Below are 23,105 nucleotides of genomic sequence, written 5' to 3'. Positions count from 1 at the left end.
GGTATCCCTATGCCAGCACTTCCCATCGATCAGATCCAGGCGCGAGGCCTTGTGCCAGAGATCTCGTCCAACGTAGGTGATGGCGGCCCTGCCGGCGCCATCTCCCAAGGCCTTGCGTCCATCGCCCTCAACGTCAACCACCAGATCCAGCAGGAGCGAGACGCGGAGGACAACCTCTCCATGACGAACGCCATGAGCCGGCTGCGAGCTGGCATGGCCGAGGACCTGGCCGACCAGGTCGACGGCGCTGCTGGCGGAGACGGACAACAGGGTGAGAAGGTCGACGGCCCTGCTGAGGGCAAAGCCGACCGCATCAAAGGGAACTTCCAAAAGCGGATGGAGGCCGAGTACAGGCGCATGTCGCCGCGCGCGGCTCGGAAGTTCGATGCTCAATACGCGAGCGGCCTCCGGGCGCAGGTCCAGGCGCAGGCCTTTTCCGCCGAGCGCGACGCGAAGCAGGCGAAGGTCCGAGGCGACGCGGCGCAGGGCGTGCTGGCCGACGGGCAGGCTGTGTTTGCGGACCCCAGTCAGGCCCTCGACATCATGGCGCGCCGAGCGGCGTCCACGGACTCTCTCCCGCTGCCGGAGGTGGAGCGCCAGGTGATGAAGCAACGGCAGATGCAGTCCATCGCTCAGTCCGCGATCGACGCCATGGTCGACCGTGACCCCGCTGGCACGGCGAAACGCCTCAACGAGGCCACGCCGGAGAGCATCAAGAACGATCCTGTGCTGTCTGCGCTTCCGGCCGATCGCCTCGAGCTCGCGAAGCACCGCGCGAACACCGAGGTGAGCCGCATCGCTGCCGAGGGCCGCTTCGACATCGCCAGCCGAACGAAGGACCTGCAGTCCATGGTGATGAATGGTGTGACCCCTCCGCCGGGTGTTGCTCCAACCGTCGAGGAGTACACGCGTCTTCATGGCGCCAGCGGGAAAGCTATCTGGCAGCAGGAGGTGGGCGACTACGAGCAGATCGGCGGTGCCATCCAGCGCATGCGAACGGCAAGCGCGCCCGAGCGCGAGGAGATCCTGCAGGCCAATCGCCCCACGGCCGGAGCCGGCTTCTCCAGCAACATGCGGATGTATCAGGCCTTGGGCGAGGCGAAGTCCATCGTCGAGCGCGACATCGTGAAGGACCCGGCCGCCTACGCGCTCGGGAACTCGCCGCGGGTGCGCAACGCCGCCAATGTCATGCAGCAGGTTATGGCGGATCCTAAGAATGGAGAAGAGGACCGCGTCGCGGTGACCAAGTTCTTCGCCGACGTCATGCAGTCCGAGCAGCTGCGCCTCGGCGTTGGCACCATCCGCGACGACGTCACCGGCAACAAGCCTCGCGGCCCGAAGCTGCTGACCAACGCGCAGGCCAACGCCATCAGCGACCAGTTCAACGACCAGGCCACCGGCGGAGCCAATGCGGCGCAGCTGATTCAGCAGTTGGAGCGCCGGTGGAATGACTCGTGGCCGGTGGTGTATCGGCAACTCGTCGCCGACAACAAGCTACCGGCTGCCGCCATGGTGATCCCGAACATGCGCAATGACGCCAGCCGCGCACGCATGGCCGCGGTGTCGGCAATGAAGCCCGAGGACCTGAAGGCGCTCGTGCCCCCTGGCGACATGCAGGACATCCAAGACCGAGTCCGCTCCGAATTCGACTTGGCGCAGCGGACCTTCACTGCGCAAGGCGCATCCGGCGCGGGGACGCTCGCTGTGGTGATCGGGGAGGCGGAGAAGCTGGCCTACTGGTACAGGTCAACGGGGCGATCGGTGAAGGAGGCATCCCGCCAGGCCTATGACGAAACCATGGGGCACGCGTACAACTTCGCCGACACCTACCGCGTGCCGTCACGATTCGACGACAGGCAGGTCCGCAGCGGTGCGGAGGCGACTGTCGAGAAGGTGCTTCGCGAGGGCGGGGCGCGCGTCTTCGCGGGCGATGCCTCGCACCTCCTGACGGAGGACGCGCTCCGCAATCGCTCGATGTGGATCACGAGCTCCGACGAGAGCGGACTCGAACTGCGCTTGCGAGGCGCCGACGGCGGCGTCTACGCAGTGCTCGGCAAGGATGGCGCACCGGTGCGGATGAGCTGGGCCGACCTGTCGACCAATGCGACCGAGGCGCGCGCGCGCGATCAGACCCCCGAGGGTCACCAGGAGTGGCTGCGCCGCCGGCAGCAGGAACTGAACCCGAGGCGCTGAGGGGAATACGTTCCGCGACGCCGCGGAGACCATTGGCGCTCATCCTGTGCTTTGCCCGGCCTCGTGCCGGGCTTTTTCTTGCCCACTCGGACTGGAACAGGGGAACAGGTCGGGGAATGCTGCTCAGGCGGCAGGCGTGAAGTCTAGGCGCCATGCGGCTTGGCGGCCCGTGTTCGGCACCCTCAGGAGATCAGGGGGTCGGCAAGCCACCGTCCGCCCACTTCTCGAGCCGGTTCTTGAGCCACCATGCGCCGGCGCCCAGCGGGATCCACACGAACATGGCGATGGTCTCGCCCCATGAGGAAGACATGTGCGCGCGTTCCATCAGCCAGCTCAGCAACACGGCGCTCCCCAGGTAGGTTGCAAAGGCCAGCAGAAAACAGACGTCGTGCAGACGCTTCCGGTAGGCCTGGGCGACGTTGCGCCAGTCGTTCGACTCTTCGGTCATGGTGATCTCCCTTGGCGCTCCCCGCGCCGGTGGCCGAGTGTCTCTCGGACGACTGCGTCACGCGTGACCGACGCGTGCCTAGCGCGTGATTGCATGGGCCTTGAGAGAGCCTGCAGAAGCCCCTTCGATGCCCCATGTCGCGCGCCGCGCCTGGGTCACGCGCTTCGCAGCTGCACGACGTCCCCGCCGACGCGTAGCCGGTCCAGGTAGTCCGCCCACGTCTGCATCAGGCCGCGGCGCTGGTCCATGTACTCGGCCCGGTCGTACGCCATGCCGAGTGGTCCGCTCTTGCCGTGCGCCAGCTGCGCCTCGATGACGTCGACGGCCACGCCCGGCAGACGCTCCGCGATGATCGTCCGGGCCATCGATCTGAAGCCGTGAGCAGTCATCTCGCTCTGGCCGAAGCCCATGCGGCGTAGCGCGGTGTTCACGGTGTTCTCGCTCATCGGGCGCTCGCCGGTGATCAGCGAGGGGAACACGTAGCGGCCATGCCCGGTCAGCGGCTTCAGCGCTTCCAGCACGTGCACCGCCTGCGCGGCCAGCGGCACGAAGTGGGGTCGCCCGTTGATCTTGCCTGCCACCTTGCGCTTCATCTTGGCGGCGGGGATGGTCCACATGCCGGTCCGTAGGTCCAGCTCCGCCCACTCCATCATGCGAATGTTGGCCGGCCGCTGGAAGAGCAGGGCGCTCAGCTGTAGCGCCGCGCGCGTCGAAGGCTGGCCCGGGTACTCGTGAATGGCGCGCATCAGCTCGCCGGCCTTCGTCGGCTCCAGCACGGCGGCCATGTGCTTCACGTTCATGGGGCGCAGCGCGCCGTGGAGATCCGGCGCAGGGTTGCGCTCGCAGCGTCCCGTAGCGATGCCGTAGCGGAAGACCTGGCCGGCCGTCTGACGCAGCGTGTGGGCTGTCTCCATGGCGCCGCGGGCTTCGATCTTGCGCAGCACGTTCAGGAGGGTCGGCGCCGTCACTTGGTCGAGCTCCAGCGCGCCGATCCAGGGGAACAGGTCTTTCTCCATGCGCTCGATCCAACGCGTCGCGTACTGGGCGCTCCAGCCTGGCGACTGCGCCTTGTGGAATTCGCGCGCGACCGCCTCGAAGTGCTTGGTGTCGTCGCCTCGGGCTCTCAGCTTCGCCAGCTGCCGCTGGGCCGCCGGGTCCACGCCCTGCTGCTGCTGACGGCGCGCATCGTCGCGCGCGATCCGCGCGTCCTTGAGGCTGACGGCAGGGTAGGCGCCGAGTGCCAAGCGCTTCTCTTTGCTGGCGAAGTAGTACTTCCAGAACCAGCGTCGTGAGCCGTTCGGCGCGGCCTCGAGGTACAGGCCGCCGGAGTCGCTGAGGCGTGCGCGTGCCTTGTCTGGCGGGCAGGTGAATCGCTTGCAGGAGGCGTCGGTGAGCATAGGGGAACACCCGGTCGGAAGTGGCTTCGAGCGCTGATTGTGCCCCTGCTGATTCCCCTTGTGCCCCTACGCTTGATGCGCACAACTTCGGACAACGTCGGACATAAATCCGACCTAACTACTTGATGTGAATGAGGAAAATGGACAATCGCGACGCGTTGCGGACGTGAATCTGGCCTGCCCGGAGGGACTCGAACCCCCGACCTGCTGCTTAGAAGGCAGCTGCTCTATCCAGTTGAGCTACGGGCAGACTGAAATCGGTAGACCGACGGCCCGCGTCCAGAAATGACTTCGGGCCCTCCGGAAAGCGTTCCCACGCCTGCCGAAGGGCCCGAATTGTGCCATGCGATGCGCCGTTACCGGCGCCCGTGGAATGGTTCGATATCGATCTTTGTCCGATCGACTGTCGATAAGCTCAAACTCAGATCAGCACGTTGACGATCGCGTTGCCGATGCCCATCAGCGCCGCGCCCGAGATCAGGCCCGCGCAGATCGGCTCGCAGCCGTCGACCCAGCGCTTCCAGCCCTTGGTGCCCGGCGTCTTGTAGAGCTTGCCCATGACGAAGAACATCATGGCGCCGACCCACATCGCGAAGGTCGATTCCGGCGGCAGCACCACGCCCAGGCCGATCGCCACCGACGACAGCGGGAACTTGCCCTTGGTCGCCATCTTGATCACCTCGATCACCACCGCGCAGATCGCCGCGATCGCCATCGTGATCAGCGCCGACGCCGGCAGGCTGTGCAGGCCGTTGGCGATGATCTCCGCCACGCCGCGCCATTGCACCGCGGCCGGCATCGAGAACTGGTCCGAGATGATCGTCGCCGTCGTGCGCACGCCCTCGGCGTTCTTCGGCACGAACAGCAGGAAGAACAGCGGCACGCAGAACAGCACGCCCGCCACCACGCCGATGATGTGACCGATCGCCTGGTGGCGCGGCTTGCCGCCCAGCATGTAGCCCGGCTTGATGTCGCTCAGCAGGTTGGCCGCGTTCGACGCGATCTCGGCGGTCATCCCCGCCGGCACCAGGTTGGACGCCGGGTTGGAGCGGTCGATCGCGCCCATCGTGAACTGCGTGATCTTGGACAGCGCGCCCGTGGGCGTCCACGAGGTCAGCGCCATCGAGTTCGTGCAGATCACCGTCAGCACGAAGATCAGCGGCAGCGAGATCAGCGCCATCAGGAAGGGCACGCCGAAGAACGCGTGCGAGGTCCACGCCGCCAGCACGCCGAAGACCGGCACGCCGATGTACGAGATCCACAGCGGCACCTCGATGTGGTTCAGCAGGTCGCTGCCTTCGCTCTGGCCCGCGGGCTTCTTCTTGAAGACCTTGAACACCGCCAGGAACAGGTCGGGCTTGGCCAGCAGCGTCGTCAGCGAGCCCGCGACCATCATCGCCACGCCCCACCACATCGACCACTGGTTGACGATCTCCACGCGCGAGATCGGGATCAGCGCGCCCGTCGGGCCCACGCGCTGCACGATGTCGCCGGCCTGGATCATGATCGGGGCCAGCACCACGAAGTTGACGAAGGCGCCCAGCAGGCAGCTCGTCGCCACCGCGATGCCCATCAGGCCGCCCACGCCCAGCATCGCCGCGTCCAGCGTCAGGCGCAGGCCCAGCGCGCGGATGTCGGTGCCCAGGATCTTCGGGATCCAGATCTCGGCCTTGGCCGCCAGGCCGTAGTAGTACTGGTCCAGTCGCTCGTGGAAGGTCCAGGGCTCGGTCATGCCGGCCCACTGGTCCATGCGCAGGATCTTGAACTGCAGCAGCTTCATCCAGCCGTCGCTCACCACGGCCTGGTACAGCGCGGCGCCGCCGGCGACCTTGGCCAGCAGCTTGGCCTTGTACATGCCTTCGCCGCCCTCGCCGGTGTACAGCGAGTCCAGCACCACGCCGCAGGCGCGGCCTTCAGGGAAGGGGAGCTGGTCCTCGTTGATGAAGCGCCGCTTCATCGGGAAGGCCACCAGCACGCCCAGGATCGCGATCACGACCATCCAGACCATCATCTGCCACCACGGCACGATGTGGTCCACCACCAGCATGTACGCCGCCAGCGACGAGAACAGCGGCGACACCACGTAGCCCGCCGCCGTCGCGATCGACTGGGTGCAGTTGTTCTCGAGGATCGTGTAGTCCGAGGCCCAGCCCAGCGTCGCGAAGATGCGGAACATCGCGAAGGCCAGGATCACCGAGGTCAGCCCCACGCCGACGCTGATGCCGGTCTTGCCGCCGATGTACAGCGAGGTCGCCGCCAGGATGCCGCCCAGCATGAAGCCGGTGAAGCCGGAGCGCAGCGAGAGCTGCGCCATGTCGCCGCGAAAGACGTTCTTGAACCACCACTCGTCCTTCTGCGCGCGCGACCAGGTCTGCACCTGCTCGTCGGTCAAATGCTGTAGCGCCATGCTGTGCTCGATCTTTCCGGGTTCGTTCCCGTTGCCCCGCCCGCCTCCCGGCTCGTGACCAGGAGAACAGGAAAAAGGCGCTGTTTTGAAACAAAAAAACAGCGCGCATTGTCTCTGCCTGACATCGTGCTGACAGGTCCGTGCGCATGGGGTTTCCACCTATCGGTGCTTGCCCATCGCGCCTATCGCCCCTGCGGGTGGGGTGTCGCGCGAACGCCGCGCCGCGCCGGCCCCTCTCGCACGCAAGGCCCGGCCCCCGCCGAGTTCGTCACGCCCTCCGGTCGCCGCTGGTCAGACCTGCCCCCGCATTCCGGTGCTGAGATCGCACGGAAGCGCATTCAGCGCCTAGCATGCGTACTTCCCCCGCCGATTCCGGAGCCGTTGTTGACGCTGATGTGGGTTCTCCTGGGCGTCCTGCTGGGCGTCGCGCTGACCTTGGCCCTGCTGATGGCGGTCCAGGGCCGGCTCGGTCGTGCCCGTCGCCGGCGCCAGCGGGACCGCCTCACGGGCCTGCTGCTGGCGCGCCGCTTCGAGGATGAGTTCGCCGCGATGCTCGAGGGCCTCCAACGCCGCGAAGGGCAGGGCTGCCTGCTGTACATCGGACTGGACGGCTTCCGCCTCGTCAACGACGAGCACGGGAAGGAGTTCGGCGACCACCTGCTGGTCCGCACCGCCGAGCGCCTGCGGCAGATCGGCGGCAAGAAGGCCCTGGTCGGACGGCTCGCGGGGGATGAGTTCGCCCTCTGGAGCGAGGTGTCACCGTCGCAGACCGATGCACTGGTGCGCCAGGTGCTCGAAAGCCTGGGCCAACCCGTCGTGATCGGCACGACGCCGCTGCGCACGGGACTGTCGGTGGGCGTGGCGATGTCGCCCGAGCACGGCAGCTCGATCCGGCTGATCCGGCGCGCGCAGACGGCGATGCGCTCGGTGAAGCGCCTCGGGGGCAATGGCCATGCGTTCTTCGATGCGGTGCAGGAAGAGGAACTCCGCGAGGAGTTGACGATGGCGCGCGAGTTGCGCGAGTCGATCAAGAACAAGGAACTCGAGCTGGTCTACCAGCCGAAGATGGACGCGAAGACGATGCAGGTCACCGCGGTGGAGGCGCTGCTGCGCTGGCGGCATCCGACGCTGGGCATGGTGAGCCCGTCGCGCTTCATCCCGATCGCCGAGCGCTACGGCGTGATCGACGCGATCGGCGACTGGGTCGCCGATACCGCGCTGACCCAGGCCGCGCGCTGGCGCGAGATGGGCCTGCGGATGCGCGTGGCGATCAACGTGTCGGGTTATCAGATGCGCTCGGATGACTTCATCCTCCGGCTCGAGAAGGGCCTCAAGAAGCACCGTCTGCGGCCCGAGCGCTTCACCTGCGAGATCACCGAATCCGTCGCGATGGAACACGCCACCGTCACCGGGCGCGCGTTCAAGCGGCTGGGCGCGCTGGGCGTGCATGTGTCCATCGACGACTTCGGCACGGGGTACTCGAGCCTGGCCGCGCTGCGCCAGTTGCCGGCGCAGGAGCTCAAGATCGACAGCAGCTTCGTCGCCGACGTGGCGACCAGCGTCGAGGCGCAGGCCATCGTGCGCGCCGTCATCGAGATGGCACGGGTGCTGCACCTGAAAGTCGTCGCCGAGGGCGTGGAGACGCCGGCCCAACGCGACCAGCTCGTCGCGATGGGCTGCGACGAGCTGCAGGGCTTCCTGTTCGCGAAGCCGATGTCGGCCTTCGCGATCGAGGTGCTGGCCTCGGATTCGGGCAAGGCCGCGAGCGGTCACACCGAGGGCTTCCGGCCGTCGATCTTCGTCGAGACCGCGGCGGTGCCGCTGGACGTGGCGAGACGCTGAACCATGGCCGACGACACCCATCGCCAACTGCAATGGGTCGTCGATGATTTCGGTCAGGTCGTGGGCGTGCAGCAGCGCGCGTTGATGCCGCTCTCCGCGCCGACCGCCAATGCGCTCGAGTCCGAGGTGTCGACCGGAACGCTGCTGACGCCGCCGAACGTCGTGGCCGGCGCCTTCGAGATGCCGTTGATCTCCGGCCCGTCCGCGCCGCCACCGACGTTCTGGCCGAAGAAGCGCAACCTCGGGCTCTTCACGACGGCCGCCGCCGCGGTGACCGCGCTGACCGGCGGCGCGACCAAGACCAACGACACCGCCGATCCCTACATCGGCAACACCGCGGCCAGCGCCTATCCGGCCAACATGGGCACGAGCCCGCTCATCACCCTGGGTTCGGGCGGCGCCGTCACGGCGATCCCGAGCGCGGTGCCGCTGACCGCGCTCAACCTGACGGGCTGCAACGTCTACCTCGCCTTCAAGGTGCTGCCGGGCGGCGCGTCCGGCCCGGGCAGCATCACGGCGGGCGTGCGTCTCTACACCGGCGGGACGGTCAACGCGAGCGGCGGGAACTACCTGCAATGCACGCGTGTGAACTGGAACGCCACGCTCGAATGGCAGGTGCTGGGATTTGCGATCGAGGACTTCGTGGCCGTGGGCGCCGCCCAGCTGAGCGACATCACGGCGATCACGCATGCGGGCGCGCGACTCGGCGGTGTCACCGTCAGCACGCAGATCGCGCTGGGCGGGCTGTTCATCTGTCCCAAACAGCTGGGCCGTGCCGCCGCGGTGATCGCCTTCGACGACTGCCGGGCCGACACCTGGACCGACGCCTCGTTCGAGATGGCCAGGCGCGGCTTCCCGGGCTCGCTGTTCCCGGGCGCGGTCGCCGCGATGCTGCGCGCGGGTCCGGACCAGTTCCAGATGAGCGTCGCGCAGATGCAGAAGCTCTGCCGGCTGCACGGCTGGCAGGTCGCGTCCCAGGCCTGGTCGACGGAGAACCCCTCGTTCGGCGGCAGCCAGGCGATGTCCGAGATGGCGTCGCAACGCGCCTTGTGGGTGGCGCTGGGGCTCAACGGGGGAGGGATGGGCTCCTACTTCTCCAACAACTCGCCCAACGCGCTGGACTGGAAGGCGGCGCGCAGGACCAACTTCCCGATGGGGATGCGCGGGTTCAACGTCGGTGCCAGCGGCTCCATCACCGCCAAGGCCGTGCTGCCGGAGACCTTCCCGATCGCCGATCCGAACTACGTGACGGCGTTGGGCATCGACCTGAACGTCAACACCGGCGCCGACCTGATCAACTTCGCGAGCTATGCGGCGGCCAGCCGGGGGCTGGCCATCTTCGTCTTCCACGTGATCCCGGCGGGCAACGCGGCGCAGTTCGCGAAGTTCACGGCGCTGCTGGACTACCTGGACAGCCGCCGGGACGCGATCGAGGTCTGCACCTACGAGCGCGCGATCCAGCAGGGGTATTCGTATCCGCTTTGACGGGGACCGAGCGCCCGCCGGGCATGCCGGTACCCCCGTCCGCTCAATCTCCTCCTCGCCGCTCGGAATTCGCTCCCGGGGGTACCGGCATGCCCGGCTCCGTGCACGATGGTCAGGGCGTTCGTCGAGGGGGACTCAACCGCGTTGCGGTTGATAGCGCTCCAGCCAGTGCGCGTACGGCGCGGGCAGCACCCAGGTCGGCTTGTCCTTCTTCAGCTCCTGCGCGGCCTGGTAGGGCCAGTGCGGGTTGGCCAGCAGCGCGCGTCCGATCATCACCAGGTCCAGCTGTCCGTCGGCCAGGGCCTGTTCGGCCAGTTGCGGCGTGTGGAAGCCCCAGGCGGCCGCGACCGGCAAACCGGTTTCGCGACGCACGCGTTGCGCGATCGGGCCCAGGAAGGCCGGGCCCCAGGGGACCTGCGCCTCCGGCGTCGTGAAGCCGACGCTGACGTTCAGCAGGTCGAGACCCTCGGCCTTCATCGCCCGCGTCAGGCCGATGGCTTCGGCCAGTGTCTGCTCGTCGCGGCCGTCGTATTCGATCACGCCGAAACGGGCCGTCAGTGGCAAGTGCTCGGGCCAGACCTTGCGCACGGCGCGCAGCGTCTCCAGCAGGAAGCGGCCGCGGTTCTCGGCGCTGCCGCCGAACTCGTCGTCGCGCCGGTTGGCGTGGACGGAGAAGAAGCTCTGCGCCAGATAGCCGTGAGCGAAGTGCAGCTCCAGCCAGCGGAAGCCGGCGTCGCGGGCGCGCACCGCGGCGGCGACGAAGTCGGCCTGGACGCGGGCGATGTCGTCCTTGTCCATGGCCTTGGGCACCTGCGGCAGGCCCTTGCCGTAAGGCACGGCGGAGGGCGAGAGCGTGGCCCAGCCGCGCGGATCGCCGGCGGCGATGTGGTCGTCGCCTTCCCAGGGCTTGTGGGCGCTGGCCTTGCGGCCGGCGTGGCCGATCTGGATGCCGGGCACGGCGCCGGCGGCGGCGATGGACGCGGCCACGCGGGCGAGGCCGGTGGCTTGTTCATCGTTCCACAGACCCAGGCAGGCTGGCGTGATGCGGCCTTCCGGCGAAACGCCGGTGGCCTCGACGATCACCAGGCCCGCGCCGCCGCGCGCCAGGCCGGCGTAATGCGTGAGGTGCCAGTCGTTGACCAGGCCGTCGGTGGCGCTGTACTGGCACATCGGCGGCACGGCGATGCGGTTGCGCAGGACGACGTCCTTGAGGGTGAACGGAGAGAACAAGCTGGACATGGAGACCTTGATCGGAAAAGCGGGAGCCGCCGGAGGAGGGGGAGGAAGGGAGTGGAAAGGGGGGAAGAGGGCGCAGGGAAAGACCTGCGGAGACGACAGTCTAGAAAGTCGGACCCATAATGAAAAGTACTGCGGCCTTATCACCGCGATAAGACTTCCTTATGTTCGAGCCGGGTAGCCCATGCTGAATCCTCAATGGCTGCGCAGCTTCGCCACCCTGGCGCGGCTGGGCAGCTTCACACGCGCCGCCGAGGCGCTGGACCTGACGCAGGCGGCGGTCAGCCAGCACGTGCGGCATCTGGAGAGCTCGCTGGGGCCGCTGCTGATCCGCCGCCCGCGTGCGATCGAGCTGACTCCGGCCGGCAAGGCGACGCTGGACTACTGGCGCGAGCTGGACGAGGCCGACCAGCGCCTGCGTGGTCGGCTCGCGGACGAGGACGCCTGCCAGGGCGAGGTCGGCATGATCACGCCGGGCGGCATCGGGCTGTTCGTGTACCCGCACTTGCTGGACCTTCAGGCGCAACGTCCCGGACTGGTGGTGCGGCATCGCTTCGCGCCCGATCCCGACGTGCTGCAGGCGGTGCTGGACAACCGCTATGAACTGGGCCTGGTGACGCTGCGACCGGACGATGCGCGGCTCGCCAGCTGCGCCTTCCTGGAAGAGCCGTTGGAGCTCGTGCTGCCGGCGGCAGAGAAGTGCGCGGAGTGGGACGACCTGCGCCGCATCGGCTTCATCGATCATCCCGACGGACAGGCGATGGCCGGGCGTCTGTTGAGCCGTCACTTCCCCGGCTCGCCGGGCGTGCGCGACCTGCCGGTGCGTGGCTTCAGCAACCAGATCGGCCTGCTGCTCGAGCCGGTGGCGCGCGGCCTTGGATTCACGGTGCTGACGCAGCATGCGCGCCGCGCGTTCCCTCGACAGGACGAGATCCGGGTGCTCGATTGCGGCTCGCCGGTGGTGGACACGCTGTGGCTGATCCATCGCGCCGAATGGCCGCTGTCGGCGCGCGCGCAGCACGTGGTCGAGCATCTGCGCAAGACCGTCGGCGCGATGGCGCCGAAGCTGGCGAGTCCGAAGCGGACGTCGTCGAAGTAGTTCGCCAAAAGGAAAAGCCGCAAGGAGCAGGACTCCTTGCGGCTTTCGAGATGGTTGGTCGGGGCGGCGGGATTCGAACTCGCGACCCTCTGCTCCCAAAGCAGATGCGCTACCAGGCTGCGCTACGCCCCGACTGAGCCTTGCATTCTAGCCTGAAAATCTGCCCGCTCCGGAACTCGCGCCTCTCTGCTCCGAAAGCAGTGGGTCCAGTGGGTCGAGGCGCGATCGCCGCCGCTCGTTTCGCGCTCAGCCCGACAGCTTCTGCGCGAACTGCCAGCCCAGCTCCGCCATCGGCTTCGCGCCGGCCCCGGCCTCGCGGGCCTGCTGGCTGGACGCGGTGCCGTCCTCGACGCGTTTGGCGATGCCCTGCAGGATCGCGCAGATGCGGAACAGGTTGTAGGCGAGGTAGAAGTTCCAGTCCTTCATCACCGTCGCCGCGTCGCCGCGGCCGGTGCGCTCGCAGTAGCGACGCACGTAGTCCAGCTCGCTCGGGATGCCCAGCGGCGCCAGGTCCACGCCGCCCAGGCCGCGCGCCGCGCCGCTCTTGCGGATGTGCCACGACATGCAGTGGTAGCTGAAGTCCGCCAGCGGATGGCCCAGCGTCGACAGCTCCCAGTCCAGCACCGCCAGCACGCGCGGCTCGGTCGGGTGGAAGACGAGGTTGTCCAGCCGGTAGTCGCCGTGGACGATGGCGACCTCGCGCTCGTCGCGCGCCGACTCGGGGATGTGCGCCGGCAGCCACTCGATCAGGCGGTCCATCGCCTCGTTCGGGCCGGTGATCGTCGCCTGGTACTGCTTGCTCCAGCGGCCGATCTGGCGTTCGAAGTAGTTGCCCGGCTTGCCGTAGCCCTCCAGCCCCAGCGCGCGGAAGTCCACCCGGTGCAGCGCGGCGATGACGCGGTTCATCTCCTCGTAGATCGCGCTGCGTTCGGCGGTGGAGGCGCCCGGCAGCGTCTGGTCCCACAAGACCCGACCCTGCATGAACTCCATGACGTAGAACGCGCGGCCGACGATGGATTCGTCCTCGCAGAGCGCCAGCATGCGCGGCACCGGCACGTCGGTGCCGGCGAGGGCGCGCATCACGGTGAACTCGCGCTCGATCGCGTGCGCGGACGGCAGCAGCTTGGCCACCGGGGCCGGCTTGGCGCGCATCACGTAGGTCGCGCCCGGCGTGATCAGCTTGTAGGTGGGATTGGACTGGCCGCCCTTGAACTGCTCGATCGTCAGCGGGCCGGCGAAGCCGTCGATCTCGCGCGCCAGCCAGGCGGCGAGCGCCTGGGCATCCATCGATTGCGAAGGGGCACGGGTGCCGGTGAAAGCATCGTCCACAAGGTCTCCTGAAGTTGTCGTGATTCGTGATCCGAGCGTCCTGGAGACCGGGTCGACCCCGTCGACCGTGTCGATTGTGTCGACGTTCCCCCGACGCTCAGCGGTTGGCGATGGCCAGCAGCTTTTCCTTGCTCAACACCACCAGCCGGGTCGGCTCCACGCGCACCGCGCCTTCGCGCTCGAAGCCCTTGAGCTCCTGGTTCACGCGCTGCCGCGAGGCGCCCAGCAACTGCGCCAGGTCTTCCTGCGCCAGCTGCAGGCCGATGCGGACCTCCTCGCCCTGCGACACGCCGTAGCTGCGCGCCAGCAGCAGGATCTGCTTGGCCAGCCGCGAGGCGAGGGGTCGGGTGTTGAGGTCCTCGACCTGGTCGAACATCAGCCGCAGGCGGCGGCAGTTCAACCGCAGCAGCGCTTCGTAGAGTTCGGTGTGGCGTTGGAGCAGATCGCGGAAGTCGGGCTTGCGGATCACCAGCAGCGTGGTCTCGCCATGGGCGCTGGCGTCGTGGGTGCGCGGCAGGCCGTCGAAGAGGGCGATGTCGCCGAACCAGATGCCGGGCTCGACGTAGGTCAGCGTGACCTGCTTGCCCGACAGCGAGACCGAACTCACCCGCACCGCGCCCTTGGCCACGCCGATCCATTCCTCGGCCGGTTCGCCGCGCACCGACATCAGTGCGCCGTCGGTGAGGCGTCTCACGGTGGCGCGCGCCAGAATGTCGCTGCGCAGCGGCAGTGACAGTTTGGAAAACCACGGCCCCGTCTCGATGTTGTTGCGTTCGGAAATTGTAAGAACCGAGCTGTTCATGCTTTGTCGCTGGCGTGACAAGCCAGCGGTCTCCTGAAATGTGCGGATGGACCGCGTGCGTCGCGGCTTCTTCCGGCTTATTGTGAGGGACCCGCGGCATGCCCGTGGGCGCCGCGACCATCCGCGCATGATGCGCGGGCGATGCGCATCCGGGGGGAGGAAGGGGCGCTTTTCCGGGTTTGTCCCTGTAAGCGCCGTGCTAGAGTGAAACGCACACCAACAGCAACAACAGCGGGAATGGATCGAGATCATCACGACCCGCGCGGCGCGTTGCCGCCGCACAGCGTTCTCGTGCTTGCCATCCTCATGATGTCGGCGCCGGCCTGGAGCCTCGGTGTCGGCCGCCCCCAGGCGGCATCGTCATTGGGCCAGCCGCTGAACCTGCTGTTCCCCGTCCAGCTCAACCCCGGCGAGACCGTCACGCCCGAGTGCGTGCGCGCGGAAGTCAGCGCCGGGGAGAACGCGCTGGCCACGTCGGGCCTGCACTGGCAGGTCGAGGGCGACGGCGCGCGCGTCACTGGCGTGCGGCTGCGCAGCGCGCAACGGATCGACGAGCCCATCGTCTCGGTGCAGCTCAGCGTGGGTTGTCCGGCGCGGCTGACGCGCCAGTACACCGCCTTCATCGACCCGCCGGGCCTGAACGGCGAGCCGATGGCCGACGCCGGCCCGCCGCCCGCGGCGACCGTGTCGCCCGCGCTGCAGGCTCTGCAGGAGAACCAGCAGGCACGGCCGCCAGAGGCGCCGGTCCCCCGTCCGTCGACACCGCGCGTCGGCAGTGAGCTGGCGATCGCCGCCGCGGCAACGCCTGGTGCCTCGGGCAGCACGGCCGAGCGGCCACGTCGCCCCCAGCGTCGCACGGCGGAGGCAAGTCCTGGCACCGACGGCACCCGTTCGAACCCGTCGCGTGAGGCACGCCAGAGCCAGAGCCGCACCCAGGCGCGCGACGCCCGCGTGGTGCGGGCTCCGACGCCGCGCCTGTCGCTGGAACCCATGGAAGCGCTGCAGCCGACGGCACCCGCGCTGCTGGCCGCCGAGGCCGCCGCCAGTGCCGCGAGCGCCGCCGAGGACGCGCGCCAGCAGATGCTGGCGATGCAGAAGCAGCTCGCCGACATGCAGGCCGAGCAGAAGCGCACGATGGCCGCGATGACCACGCTGCGCCAGGAGTTGCAGGCCGCGCGCGAGCATGCCGCGAGCGGGGGCAACGCGTCGTCGTCCGTCTGGGTACTGGGCCTGAGCCTGCTGAGCCTGGCGCTGGCCGCGAGCAGCCTGCTGCTGTGGCGCAGCAACCGCGTGCAGAAGCGTGAAGCGGGCCAGCATTGGCTGGGCGACTCCCGCCACGATCTGCAAGGGGCCGAGACGGTGTTGCCGCCGGTGCCGACCGGTCCGTCCCCGTTCACGCCCACCGATCCGCACAGCTCGCCGGTGCCGTTGATGTCGCACCTGTCGAGCGACGGTCCGGTGGCGTCCCTGGCGCCGTCGACGATCCCGATGCCGCTGAGCCTCAACGAGGAGCCGACCCGTCCCGCGCCCTTGATGTCGCCCACGCCGCCCGCGTCCTCCGTCCAGCGGCCGGCCCGTGCGCCGACCACGGCGGCGGACGACGCGCTCGACGCCCTGGCCGCGCTCGATGCGCTGGAGCCGCTGAGCCTGCAGTTCGAGCGCGGCGATACGCGGCCGGCACCGCTGTCGGCCGACCTGGGCGTCGGCGGTGTCACCGTGACGGTCGAGGAACTCATCGACCTCGAGCAGCAGGTCGACTTCTTCATGGTGCTGGGCCAGGACGACGCGGCGATCGAGCTGCTGTCCTCGCGCCTGAACCACCGCGACGCGGCCAGCGGCCTGCCGTTCCTGAAGCTGATGGAGCTCTATCAGCGTCGCGGCGACCGCGAGGCCTTCGACCGCGTCGGGGCGCGCTTCGCCGAGCAGTTCCACGCCCGTGCGCCGTCGTGGAGCGACGACCTGAACCAGGGCGAGGCGCTGGAGACCCACGGGGAACTGATCGAGCGGCTCGAGGCCGCCTGGTCCGATCCCGAGGGCAGCATGAGCCTGTTGCAGGACCTGCTGTCCAACCACCAGGAGTACAGCGGGGACCTGGGGCTGCCGGCCTATCGCGACCTGCTGCTGCTGTACGCGGTGGCGCGGGACCGCGCCGAGCACGAGATCGACGGGTCGTCCATCGACGTCGTGCTGCCGCTGGATGCGACCGCGCCGGCGGACCAGATGGCCACGATGGTCTGGCAGTCGCCAGCCGCGTCGCGGACGCCACTCACGCAGTCGGTGGATCTGGATCTGTCGCTCGTCGAGGACGACGCGCCACGCGAGCCCAAGGGACGCTGATCGTCCTGGCTCAGATCTTCTTCAGGCGCTCCAGCGCGAGGTCCAGGGTCTCGTCCTTCTTCGCGAAGCAGAAGCGGATGACCTTCGCGTCGCTGCCGCCGCCGTAGAACGCCGACAGTGGAATCGCTGCGACGCCGATCTCGCGCGTGAGCCACTGGCTGATCTCCATGTCGCCCATCGCGGCCAGCGGCGCCGGCAGCGCGCTGTAATCGACGCACTGGAAGTAGCTGCCGGGGCAGGGGCGCAGCACGAAGGCCGAGCCCGCCAGTCCGGCGCGGAAGCGGTCGCGCTTGCGCTGGTAGAAATCGCTCAGGCCCAGGTAGGGCGCGGGGTCACGCATGTAGGTCGCGATGCCGTGCTGCATCGCGGAGTTCACCGTGAACACGTTGTACTGGTGGACCTTGCGGAACTCCGCCATCAGCGGCGCCGGCGCGGTCACGTAGCCGACCTTCCAGCCAGTCACGTGGTAGGTCTTGCCGAAGCTCGACACGACGAAGCTGCGCGCGGCCAGTTCCGGCAGCCGCGACACGCTCTGGTGCGTCTGGCCGTCGTAGACCATGTGCTCGTAGACCTCGTCGCTGATCACCAGCACGTCGGTGCCGTCCAGCAGTTCGGCGAGCTGGCGCAGTTCGTCCGCGCTCCAGACGGCGCCGCTGGGGTTGTGCGGGCTGTTGATCATGATCGCGCGGGTGCGCGGCGTCAGCGCGGCGCGGAGGCGGTCGAAGTCGGGACGGAAGCTCGATGGGTCCAGAAGCACCGGCACCATCACGCCGCCGGCCAGCGCGATGTTGGGCGCGTAGCTGTCGTAGGCCGGCTCCAGCACGATGACCTCGTCGCCGGGGTGCACGATCGCGAGCAGCGCCGTCAGGATCGCCTGCGTCGCGCCGGCGGTGACGGTGATCTCGGTGTCCGGGTTGTACGAGTGCCCGTAGAGCGTCTCGATCTTCGCGGCGATCGCCTGGCGCAGCGCCGGGACGCCGGGCATCGGCGGGTACTGGTTGTGGCCGGCGCGCATCGCGGCGTCGACGGCGTCCAGCAGCGCCGGATCGCCTTCGAAATCAGGGAAGCCCTGGCCCAGGTTGACCGCCTGGTGCTGCTGCGCCAGCGCCGACATGACGCTGAAGACCGTCACGCCCAGCTGGGGCAGGCGGCTCGCGGGAACGGGAGTGTGAATGCGCATGGTGGGGCTCACAAATCGTAGTCGCTGGCCTCGCCGCTCATCGCGCGCTGCAGCAGCGTGCGGTTCAGGCGATCGGACAGCAGCTCGGCGAAGCTGTAGACGTAGTTGCGCAGGTAGGCGCCGCGCTTGAAGGCGATGCGCGCGACGTTCTGGCCCAGCAGGTGACCCAGCGGTCGCGAGACGAGTTCCCCGCCGGGCGGGTCCTCGCGCACCGCCATCTCGGCCACGATGCCCACGCCCAGTCCCAGCCGGACGTAGGTCTTGATGACGTCGGAGTCGATCGCCTCCAGCACGATGTTGGGCTTGAGCTGGCGTTGCGCGAAGGCGCGGTCGATGCGGGTGCGGCCGGTGAAGCTCGGGTGGTAGGAGACCAGCGGCTGCGCGGCCAGGTGCTCGAGGTCGATGCGTTCGAGCTGCGCCAGCGGATGCTCGGCGCGCATCACCAGCACGTGCTGCCATTCGTAGGCGGGCAGGGTGACGAGCTCCTCGAACTGCGACAGCGACTCGGTCGCCAGGCCGACGTCGGCCGTCTCGTCGATCAGCATCTTCGCGACCTGGTCCGGACTGCCCTGGTGCAGGCCGATGTTGACCTGCGGGAACTGCTTGCGCAGCTGCGTGACCGGGCCCGGCAGCACGTAGCGCGCCTGCGTGTGCGTCGTGGCGATCGACAGCGTGCCGACATCCTGCTTGGAGTACTCCTCGCCGATGCGCTTGAGGTTGCCGACCTCGCGCATGATGATCTCGATGGACTTCAGCACCTGGCGGCCGGGCTCGGTGATGCTGCGCAGCCGCTTGCCGTGGCGCGAGAAGATGTCGACGCCGAGTTCCTCCTCGAGCTCCAGGATCGCCTTGGAGACGCCCGGCTGCGAGGTGTACAGCGCCTTGGCCGTCTCGGTCAGGTTGAGGTTGCGGCGCGCGGCCTCTTGGACGAAGCGGAACTGGTGGAGGTTCATGGCGGGTTCAGTGCGGGGCTCGTCGGAGCGTCAGGACTGGGCCAGCACGGTCGGCGTGGCGGGGTTGAGCGGATCGGCGGGGAGCGTGACGGACGAGATCAGGTCCAGCGTCGCGCCCGCCATCGCGCGGATCACCGAGGGCTGTTCGCCGATGGCGTCGTGCAGCACGAACAGCACGCCCGGGTGCTGCGCGCGCAACGACTCCACCAGCGGCGGCACGTCGCGGCGCACATGGCCGCTGGCGCCCAGGAACATGGGCACGATCTGGACGCGCGTGGCGCCCACGGCGACCAGCGCGCCGGCGGCGGTGGCCAGGTCCGGCGTCATCAGCTCGAGATAGGCGAGCGCGATCGGCAGGTCCGGGCAGCGCGTCTGGAGTTCCGCGGCGATGGCCTGGAACGGGCCGGCCCAGGCCGGATCTCGGGCCCCGTGGGCGAAGAGCAGCAGACTGTCCATCAGCGGTTCTCCCTCAGGCGACAGGGCCCGCGTGGGGCCCGGCAGGCGGCGATCCCGCCGCTCATCGATAACGCACCAGCCAGTAGAAGGCGCCCATCGAGATGCCCAGGTACAGCAGGCTCGGCGCCGAGGCCACGAGCCACGGGGTCCAGTCGCGCAGCAGGCCGAGGTGACCGGTGATCGCGTTCAGCACCACGAAGCTGATGCCCAGCATGATGCCGCCGAAGACCTTCACGCTGATGCCGCCCGAGCGGAAATGCAGGTAGGCGAAGGGCAGCGCCAGCGCCACCATCACCATGCAGGCGAACGGATAGAAGGCCTTGCGCCAGAACTGGATCTCCGGCTGCGCCGACGACTGCTCCTGCGAGGAGAGATGGCGCGTGTAGCGGTAGAGCTCCAGCGTCGACATGTTCCAGGTCGGCTGCACCGCGGCCGCCACCACGCCCGAGGGGAGCTGGCTCTGCCACTCATACTTCGGCAGCAGGATCTCGCGCACGGCCGGGTTCTCGGCCAGCTTGTCCTGCGGCGCCGCCGGGTCCGCGTGCTGCGGCGCGGCCAGGGCCGGCTGGTTCAGCGGCGTCGGCGCGCGCGACCACTGCATCAGCCGCACGTCGTTCATCAGCCAGCGGCCGGTCGGGTCGACGGTCGCATTCTTCGCGGTCATCCGCGTGGCCATCGCGCCCTTGCTGTCGAACTCGAAGACGAGCACGTCCTCCATCGTCCCGTTGGCGCGGGCCCGGCCGACGTGCACCGCGTAGCTGTAGTCGCCGATGCGGTCCTTCAACCAGGCGCCCTGGGCGTTCGTGACGCCGCCGCTGGCGCTGGACTTGAGCAGTTGCGCCTGGCGGTCCGCCCACGGGTTGACGAAGTCGCCCACGACGAAGGCCAGCACCGCGAAGGCCAGCGCCATCACGCTCAGCAGGCCCAGCGCCCGCTGCGGACCGAGGCCGCCGGTGCGCAGGATGGTGAACTCGCTGGACTGCGCCAGCCGCGCCATGCTGAAGATGGTGCCGATCAGCACCGCGATGGGCATCAGCTCGTAGAAGCGGCCCGGCAGCTTCAGCACGCTGGACCAGACCGCCAGCCCGATGCCCAGGCCCAGGCGCTGGAAGCGGTCCAGGTCGTCGATGAAATCCAGGAAGAAGAACAGCGCCAGGAACCCGGCCATGACCAGGGTGAAGGAGCTGAGGATGTCGCGATACAGCAGCCGCCGGACGGTTCTCATGTGGGCACTCCCGGCGTGGAGCCGGACATCGACGCCGGCGCGATCACCATGCCGGCCGGGGGCGCGGCGAAGACCGTCTCCGCGTACGCCGGGTTCTCGGGCGGGGCCGGCAGCACGCCGCTGCGCGGGGCGCCCAGTCGCGCGCCCTGTTCGCGCCAGAGCAGCAGCAGCAGCGTCACCAGGAGGGCGCCGCCATGCAGCGCCATCAGCGCCGGGCCCAGCTTCATCTTGTTGCCCACCACCCAGGTCTGGGTCAGGTTGATCAGGTTGAAGTAGACGATGAAGGCCAGCAGGGCGAACAGCAGGTTCCAGTTGCTGGCGCGACGCGGATTCGTCGCCGAGATGCCGATCCCCAGCAGCACCAGGTTGACGCAGCCCAGGATCATGCCGAAGCGCCAGGCCAGTTCCCCGTCGTTCTGGGGCGTGCGGTCGACCAGCAGGTCCAGCGTCGGACGGGTCTTGGGCGGGCGCGTGCCGCCGGCGCGCATCACCTCGTCGTCGACGACGACCTGGTACTGCTGGAAGCGCGCCACCGACTTGTCGCCGTTGCGCTGGTCGACGTCGTTGCGCTGGCCGTGATCCAGCACCAGCACGCGCTGGTTGTCCTTGTACTGCAGCGCGCCGCGCGCCGAGGTCGTCACCGACTCCAGGTGCTCGGTGTTGTTCATGATGAAGACGTTGCGGGCGGCGGATTCATCGGCCGGGTCGCGCTCGATGAAGAACACGCGCGAGCCGTCGTTGGAGGTCTGGAACTGGCCCGGCGCGACGCGCGAAAGATCGCTGCGTTGTTCGAACTGCTCGCGCAGCTGCACGCTGTTCTCGTTGCTCCAGGGCCAGACGATGGTCATCAGCACCGTCACGACGACCAGCACCGGCGAGGCCATCGTCAGCACCGGCCGCACGAAGCGCGTCAGGCCCAGGCCGCTGGCGAACCAGATGGTCATCTCCGATTCCTTGTACATGCGCCCCAGCGACATGACGACGGCGACGAACAGCGACAGGCTCAGCATCACCGGCAACTGGGCGAGGGCCAGATAACCCAGCGACAGCAGCACGTGCTGCGGGGCCACCGTGCCCTTGGCCGCCATGCCCAGCGAGCGCACCAGCAGCATCGTGACGACGATGGTCAGGATGACCACGAAGGCCAATCCGAAACTGCGGGCCAGTTCCTTGCGTACGGTTGAATCGAATAACATCCGGGCACTTTATCTACTTCTCGGCATTATGGACTTCCGCTCTCAGCTCGTTTCCCTCGACGCCCTGTCGTCGCACGGCGCTGACGCCCTCGTGCTAGTCGTCGCGGGCGACAGCCTGCCGGCCTCGCTCGACAAGACCGTCACCGCCCTGGTCAAGGATGCCGTCAAGCTCGGCGACTTCGAGCTGAAAGCGGGTCAGGTCTTGTCCCTGGTCCGTCCCGCCGGCCTGAAGGCCCCCAGATTGATCGTCGCCGCCAGCGGCGCCTCGCTCAAGGCCGCCCGCAGCGCGCTGGGCGCCGCGCTGGGCCAGCTCAAGGGCAAGGGCGCGACGGGCGCCTCGGTGGCCTACGCCGGCTTCGGTGCCGAGCTGACCGAGTCCCTGGCCGAGCAGACCGTGCTCGCCGCCCTGGAAGCGACCTACGTCTACCGCGAGACCAAGCCCAGCGCGCCCGCCGCGTCGAAGCTGACGAAGATCGCCCTGCTGCACGGCAAGGACGACGTCAAGGCGGTCAAGGCCGGCCTGACCCGCGGCCAGGCCATCGGCGCCGGCATCGCCGTCGCGCGCGAATGCGCCAACCTGCCGCCCAACGTCGCCACGCCGGCCTACCTGGCCGACCAGACCAAGGCCCTGGCCAAGAGCCACGGCATCAAGGTCGAGGTCCTGGACCAGAAGGGCATCGAGAAGCTGGGCATGGGCTCCTTCCTGTCGGTGGCCAAGGGCTCCGACGTGCCGCCGCGTTTCATCGTCGCGAAGTACGAAGGCGCCGCCAAGACGCAGGCACCGGTCGTGCTGGTCGGCAAGGGCATCACCTTCGACTCGGGCGGCATCTCGCTGAAGCCGGGCGCCGGCATGGACGAGATGAAGTTCGACATGGGCGGCGCCGCCTCCGTGCTGGGCACGCTGCGCGCCGTGGTCGAGCTCAAGCCGAAGATCAACCTGGTCGTGCTGATCGCCGCCTGCGAGAACATGCCCAGCGGCCGCGCGGTCAAGCCGGGCGACGTGGTGACCTCGATGTCGGGCCAGACCATCGAGATCCTGAACACCGACGCCGAAGGCCGCCTGATCCTGTGCGACGCGTTGACCTATGCCGAGCGCTTCAAGCCCGCGACCGTCGTCGACGTCGCGACGCTGACCGGCGCCTGCGTGATCGCGCTGGGTGGCGTGCGTTCGGGCATGTACGCGAGCGACGATGAACTGGCCGCCGCGCTGAGCGCCGCCGGCGAGACGGCGCTGGACCCGTGCTGGCGCCTGCCGCTGGACGACGACTACGCCGACGGCCTGAAGACCAACTTCGCCGACGTCGCCAACGTCGCCGGCCGCGAGGGCGGTTCCATCACCGCCGCGAAGTTCCTGCAGCGCTTCGCGTCCAAGTACCGCTGGGGCCACCTGGACATCGCCGGCACCGCCTGGAAGGGCGGCGGCGCCAAGGGCGCGACCGGCCGGCCGGTCGGTCTGCTGACGCACTTCGTGCTGTCGCAGGTCCGCTGAACGCCGTCGGCGTTCTTCGGAACTTCCGCAA

General features: G+C 68.6%; 17 protein-coding genes and 2 tRNA genes. 6 read left to right on the top strand and 13 right to left on the bottom strand.

Features of this window, described 5'->3' with window-relative positions:
* Window positions 1-9 precede the first annotated feature (9 nt).
* Window positions 10-2,193: a hypothetical protein gene (locus AC07PR_RS05620; RefSeq protein ID WP_495134653.1), complete on the top strand. Its 2,184-nt coding sequence runs from the start codon at window positions 10-12 to the stop codon at window positions 2,191-2,193.
* Window positions 2,194-2,383: 190 nt separating this feature from the next.
* On the opposite strand, the gene AC07PR_RS05615 is transcribed toward AC07PR_RS05620, so the two are convergent.
* The 4 genes from AC07PR_RS05615 to AC07PR_RS05600 all read right to left on the bottom strand — a co-directional run bounded on the left by AC07PR_RS05615 (window position 2,384) and on the right by AC07PR_RS05600 (window position 6,445).
* On the bottom strand, window positions 2,384-2,641 hold the full coding sequence (locus AC07PR_RS05615; protein WP_495134652.1) for a hypothetical protein: 258 nt from the start codon (window positions 2,639-2,641) through the stop codon (window positions 2,384-2,386).
* Window positions 2,642-2,796: 155 nt separating this feature from the next.
* Window positions 2,797-4,038: a tyrosine-type recombinase/integrase gene (locus AC07PR_RS05610; RefSeq protein WP_495134651.1), complete on the bottom strand. Its 1,242-nt coding sequence runs from the start codon at window positions 4,036-4,038 to the stop codon at window positions 2,797-2,799.
* Window positions 4,039-4,211: 173 nt separating this feature from the next.
* Window positions 4,212-4,288 (bottom strand) — tRNA-Arg (locus AC07PR_RS05605).
* A gap of 171 nt (window positions 4,289-4,459) precedes the next feature.
* Complete coding sequence (locus AC07PR_RS05600; RefSeq protein ID WP_495134650.1) at window positions 4,460-6,445, bottom strand: OPT family oligopeptide transporter; 1,986 nt, start codon at window positions 6,443-6,445, stop codon at window positions 4,460-4,462.
* A 393-nt stretch (window positions 6,446-6,838) separates the two neighbouring features.
* Between AC07PR_RS05600 and AC07PR_RS05595 the strand changes: the two genes are divergently transcribed.
* The gene (locus AC07PR_RS05595; RefSeq protein WP_377162008.1) at window positions 6,839-8,287 is read left to right on the top strand and encodes a putative bifunctional diguanylate cyclase/phosphodiesterase; all 1,449 of its coding nucleotides are present in this window, start codon (window positions 6,839-6,841) and stop codon (window positions 8,285-8,287) included.
* A gap of 3 nt (window positions 8,288-8,290) precedes the next feature.
* Window positions 8,291-9,772 carry a hypothetical protein gene (locus AC07PR_RS05590; protein WP_495134649.1) on the top strand — a complete coding sequence of 494 codons (1,482 nt, stop codon included), beginning with the start codon at window positions 8,291-8,293 and terminating at the stop codon, window positions 9,770-9,772.
* Window positions 9,773-9,907: 135 nt separating this feature from the next.
* On the opposite strand, the gene AC07PR_RS05585 is transcribed toward AC07PR_RS05590, so the two are convergent.
* Window positions 9,908-11,011, bottom strand: coding sequence for an NADH:flavin oxidoreductase/NADH oxidase (locus AC07PR_RS05585; RefSeq protein ID WP_495134648.1), 1,104 nt, complete (start codon window positions 11,009-11,011; stop codon window positions 9,908-9,910).
* A gap of 181 nt (window positions 11,012-11,192) precedes the next feature.
* On the opposite strand from AC07PR_RS05585, the gene AC07PR_RS05580 reads away from it, so the two are divergent.
* Entirely contained in the window at window positions 11,193-12,107 is a 915-nt protein-coding gene (locus AC07PR_RS05580; RefSeq protein ID WP_377155690.1) for a LysR family transcriptional regulator, read from the top strand.
* A gap of 55 nt (window positions 12,108-12,162) precedes the next feature.
* On the opposite strand, the gene AC07PR_RS05575 is transcribed toward AC07PR_RS05580, so the two are convergent.
* From AC07PR_RS05575 to AC07PR_RS05565, 3 genes are all read right to left on the bottom strand, one after another.
* A tRNA-Pro gene (locus tag AC07PR_RS05575) sits at window positions 12,163-12,239 on the bottom strand.
* A 114-nt stretch (window positions 12,240-12,353) separates the two neighbouring features.
* Window positions 12,354-13,394, bottom strand: coding sequence for a phosphotransferase (locus tag AC07PR_RS05570; protein ID WP_495134851.1), 1,041 nt, complete (start codon window positions 13,392-13,394; stop codon window positions 12,354-12,356).
* Between the two features lie 139 nt (window positions 13,395-13,533).
* Window positions 13,534-14,238 carry a Crp/Fnr family transcriptional regulator gene (locus AC07PR_RS05565; RefSeq protein ID WP_088408218.1) on the bottom strand — a complete coding sequence of 235 codons (705 nt, stop codon included), beginning with the start codon at window positions 14,236-14,238 and terminating at the stop codon, window positions 13,534-13,536.
* Window positions 14,239-14,475: 237 nt separating this feature from the next.
* On the opposite strand from AC07PR_RS05565, the gene AC07PR_RS05560 reads away from it, so the two are divergent.
* On the top strand, window positions 14,476-16,575 hold the full coding sequence (locus tag AC07PR_RS05560; protein WP_495134647.1) for a type IV pilus assembly protein FimV: 2,100 nt from the start codon (window positions 14,476-14,478) through the stop codon (window positions 16,573-16,575).
* Between the two features lie 10 nt (window positions 16,576-16,585).
* Here the strand turns inward: AC07PR_RS05560 and AC07PR_RS05555 are convergent, their stop codons facing one another.
* From AC07PR_RS05555 to lptF, 5 genes are all read right to left on the bottom strand, one after another.
* Entirely contained in the window at window positions 16,586-17,755 is a 1,170-nt protein-coding gene (locus AC07PR_RS05555) for a pyridoxal phosphate-dependent aminotransferase (RefSeq protein ID WP_495134646.1), read from the bottom strand.
* A gap of 8 nt (window positions 17,756-17,763) precedes the next feature.
* Window positions 17,764-18,708 carry a CysB family HTH-type transcriptional regulator gene (locus AC07PR_RS05550; protein WP_088408215.1) on the bottom strand — a complete coding sequence of 315 codons (945 nt, stop codon included), beginning with the start codon at window positions 18,706-18,708 and terminating at the stop codon, window positions 17,764-17,766.
* A 30-nt stretch (window positions 18,709-18,738) separates the two neighbouring features.
* Entirely contained in the window at window positions 18,739-19,164 is a 426-nt protein-coding gene (locus tag AC07PR_RS05545; RefSeq protein ID WP_431102813.1) for a sirohydrochlorin chelatase, read from the bottom strand.
* Window positions 19,165-19,225: 61 nt separating this feature from the next.
* Complete coding sequence (lptG, locus tag AC07PR_RS05540; protein ID WP_377155683.1) at window positions 19,226-20,389, bottom strand: LPS export ABC transporter permease LptG; 1,164 nt, start codon at window positions 20,387-20,389, stop codon at window positions 19,226-19,228.
* On the bottom strand, window positions 20,386-21,585 hold the full coding sequence (gene lptF, locus AC07PR_RS05535) for an LPS export ABC transporter permease LptF (RefSeq protein WP_483105972.1): 1,200 nt from the start codon (window positions 21,583-21,585) through the stop codon (window positions 20,386-20,388). Before lptF ends, lptG begins: the two co-directional genes overlap by 4 nt.
* A 28-nt stretch (window positions 21,586-21,613) precedes the next feature.
* Between lptF and AC07PR_RS05530 the strand changes: the two genes are divergently transcribed.
* Window positions 21,614-23,074 carry a leucyl aminopeptidase gene (locus AC07PR_RS05530; RefSeq protein ID WP_377155680.1) on the top strand — a complete coding sequence of 487 codons (1,461 nt, stop codon included), beginning with the start codon at window positions 21,614-21,616 and terminating at the stop codon, window positions 23,072-23,074.
* The last annotated feature ends 31 nt before the right edge of the window (window positions 23,075-23,105 follow it).

The organism is Roseateles sp. GW821-FHT09H11 (assembly GCF_059415845.1).
The sequence above is the reverse complement of the archived record's forward strand: the minus strand, read 5'-3'. Positions and strand labels throughout refer to the sequence as shown.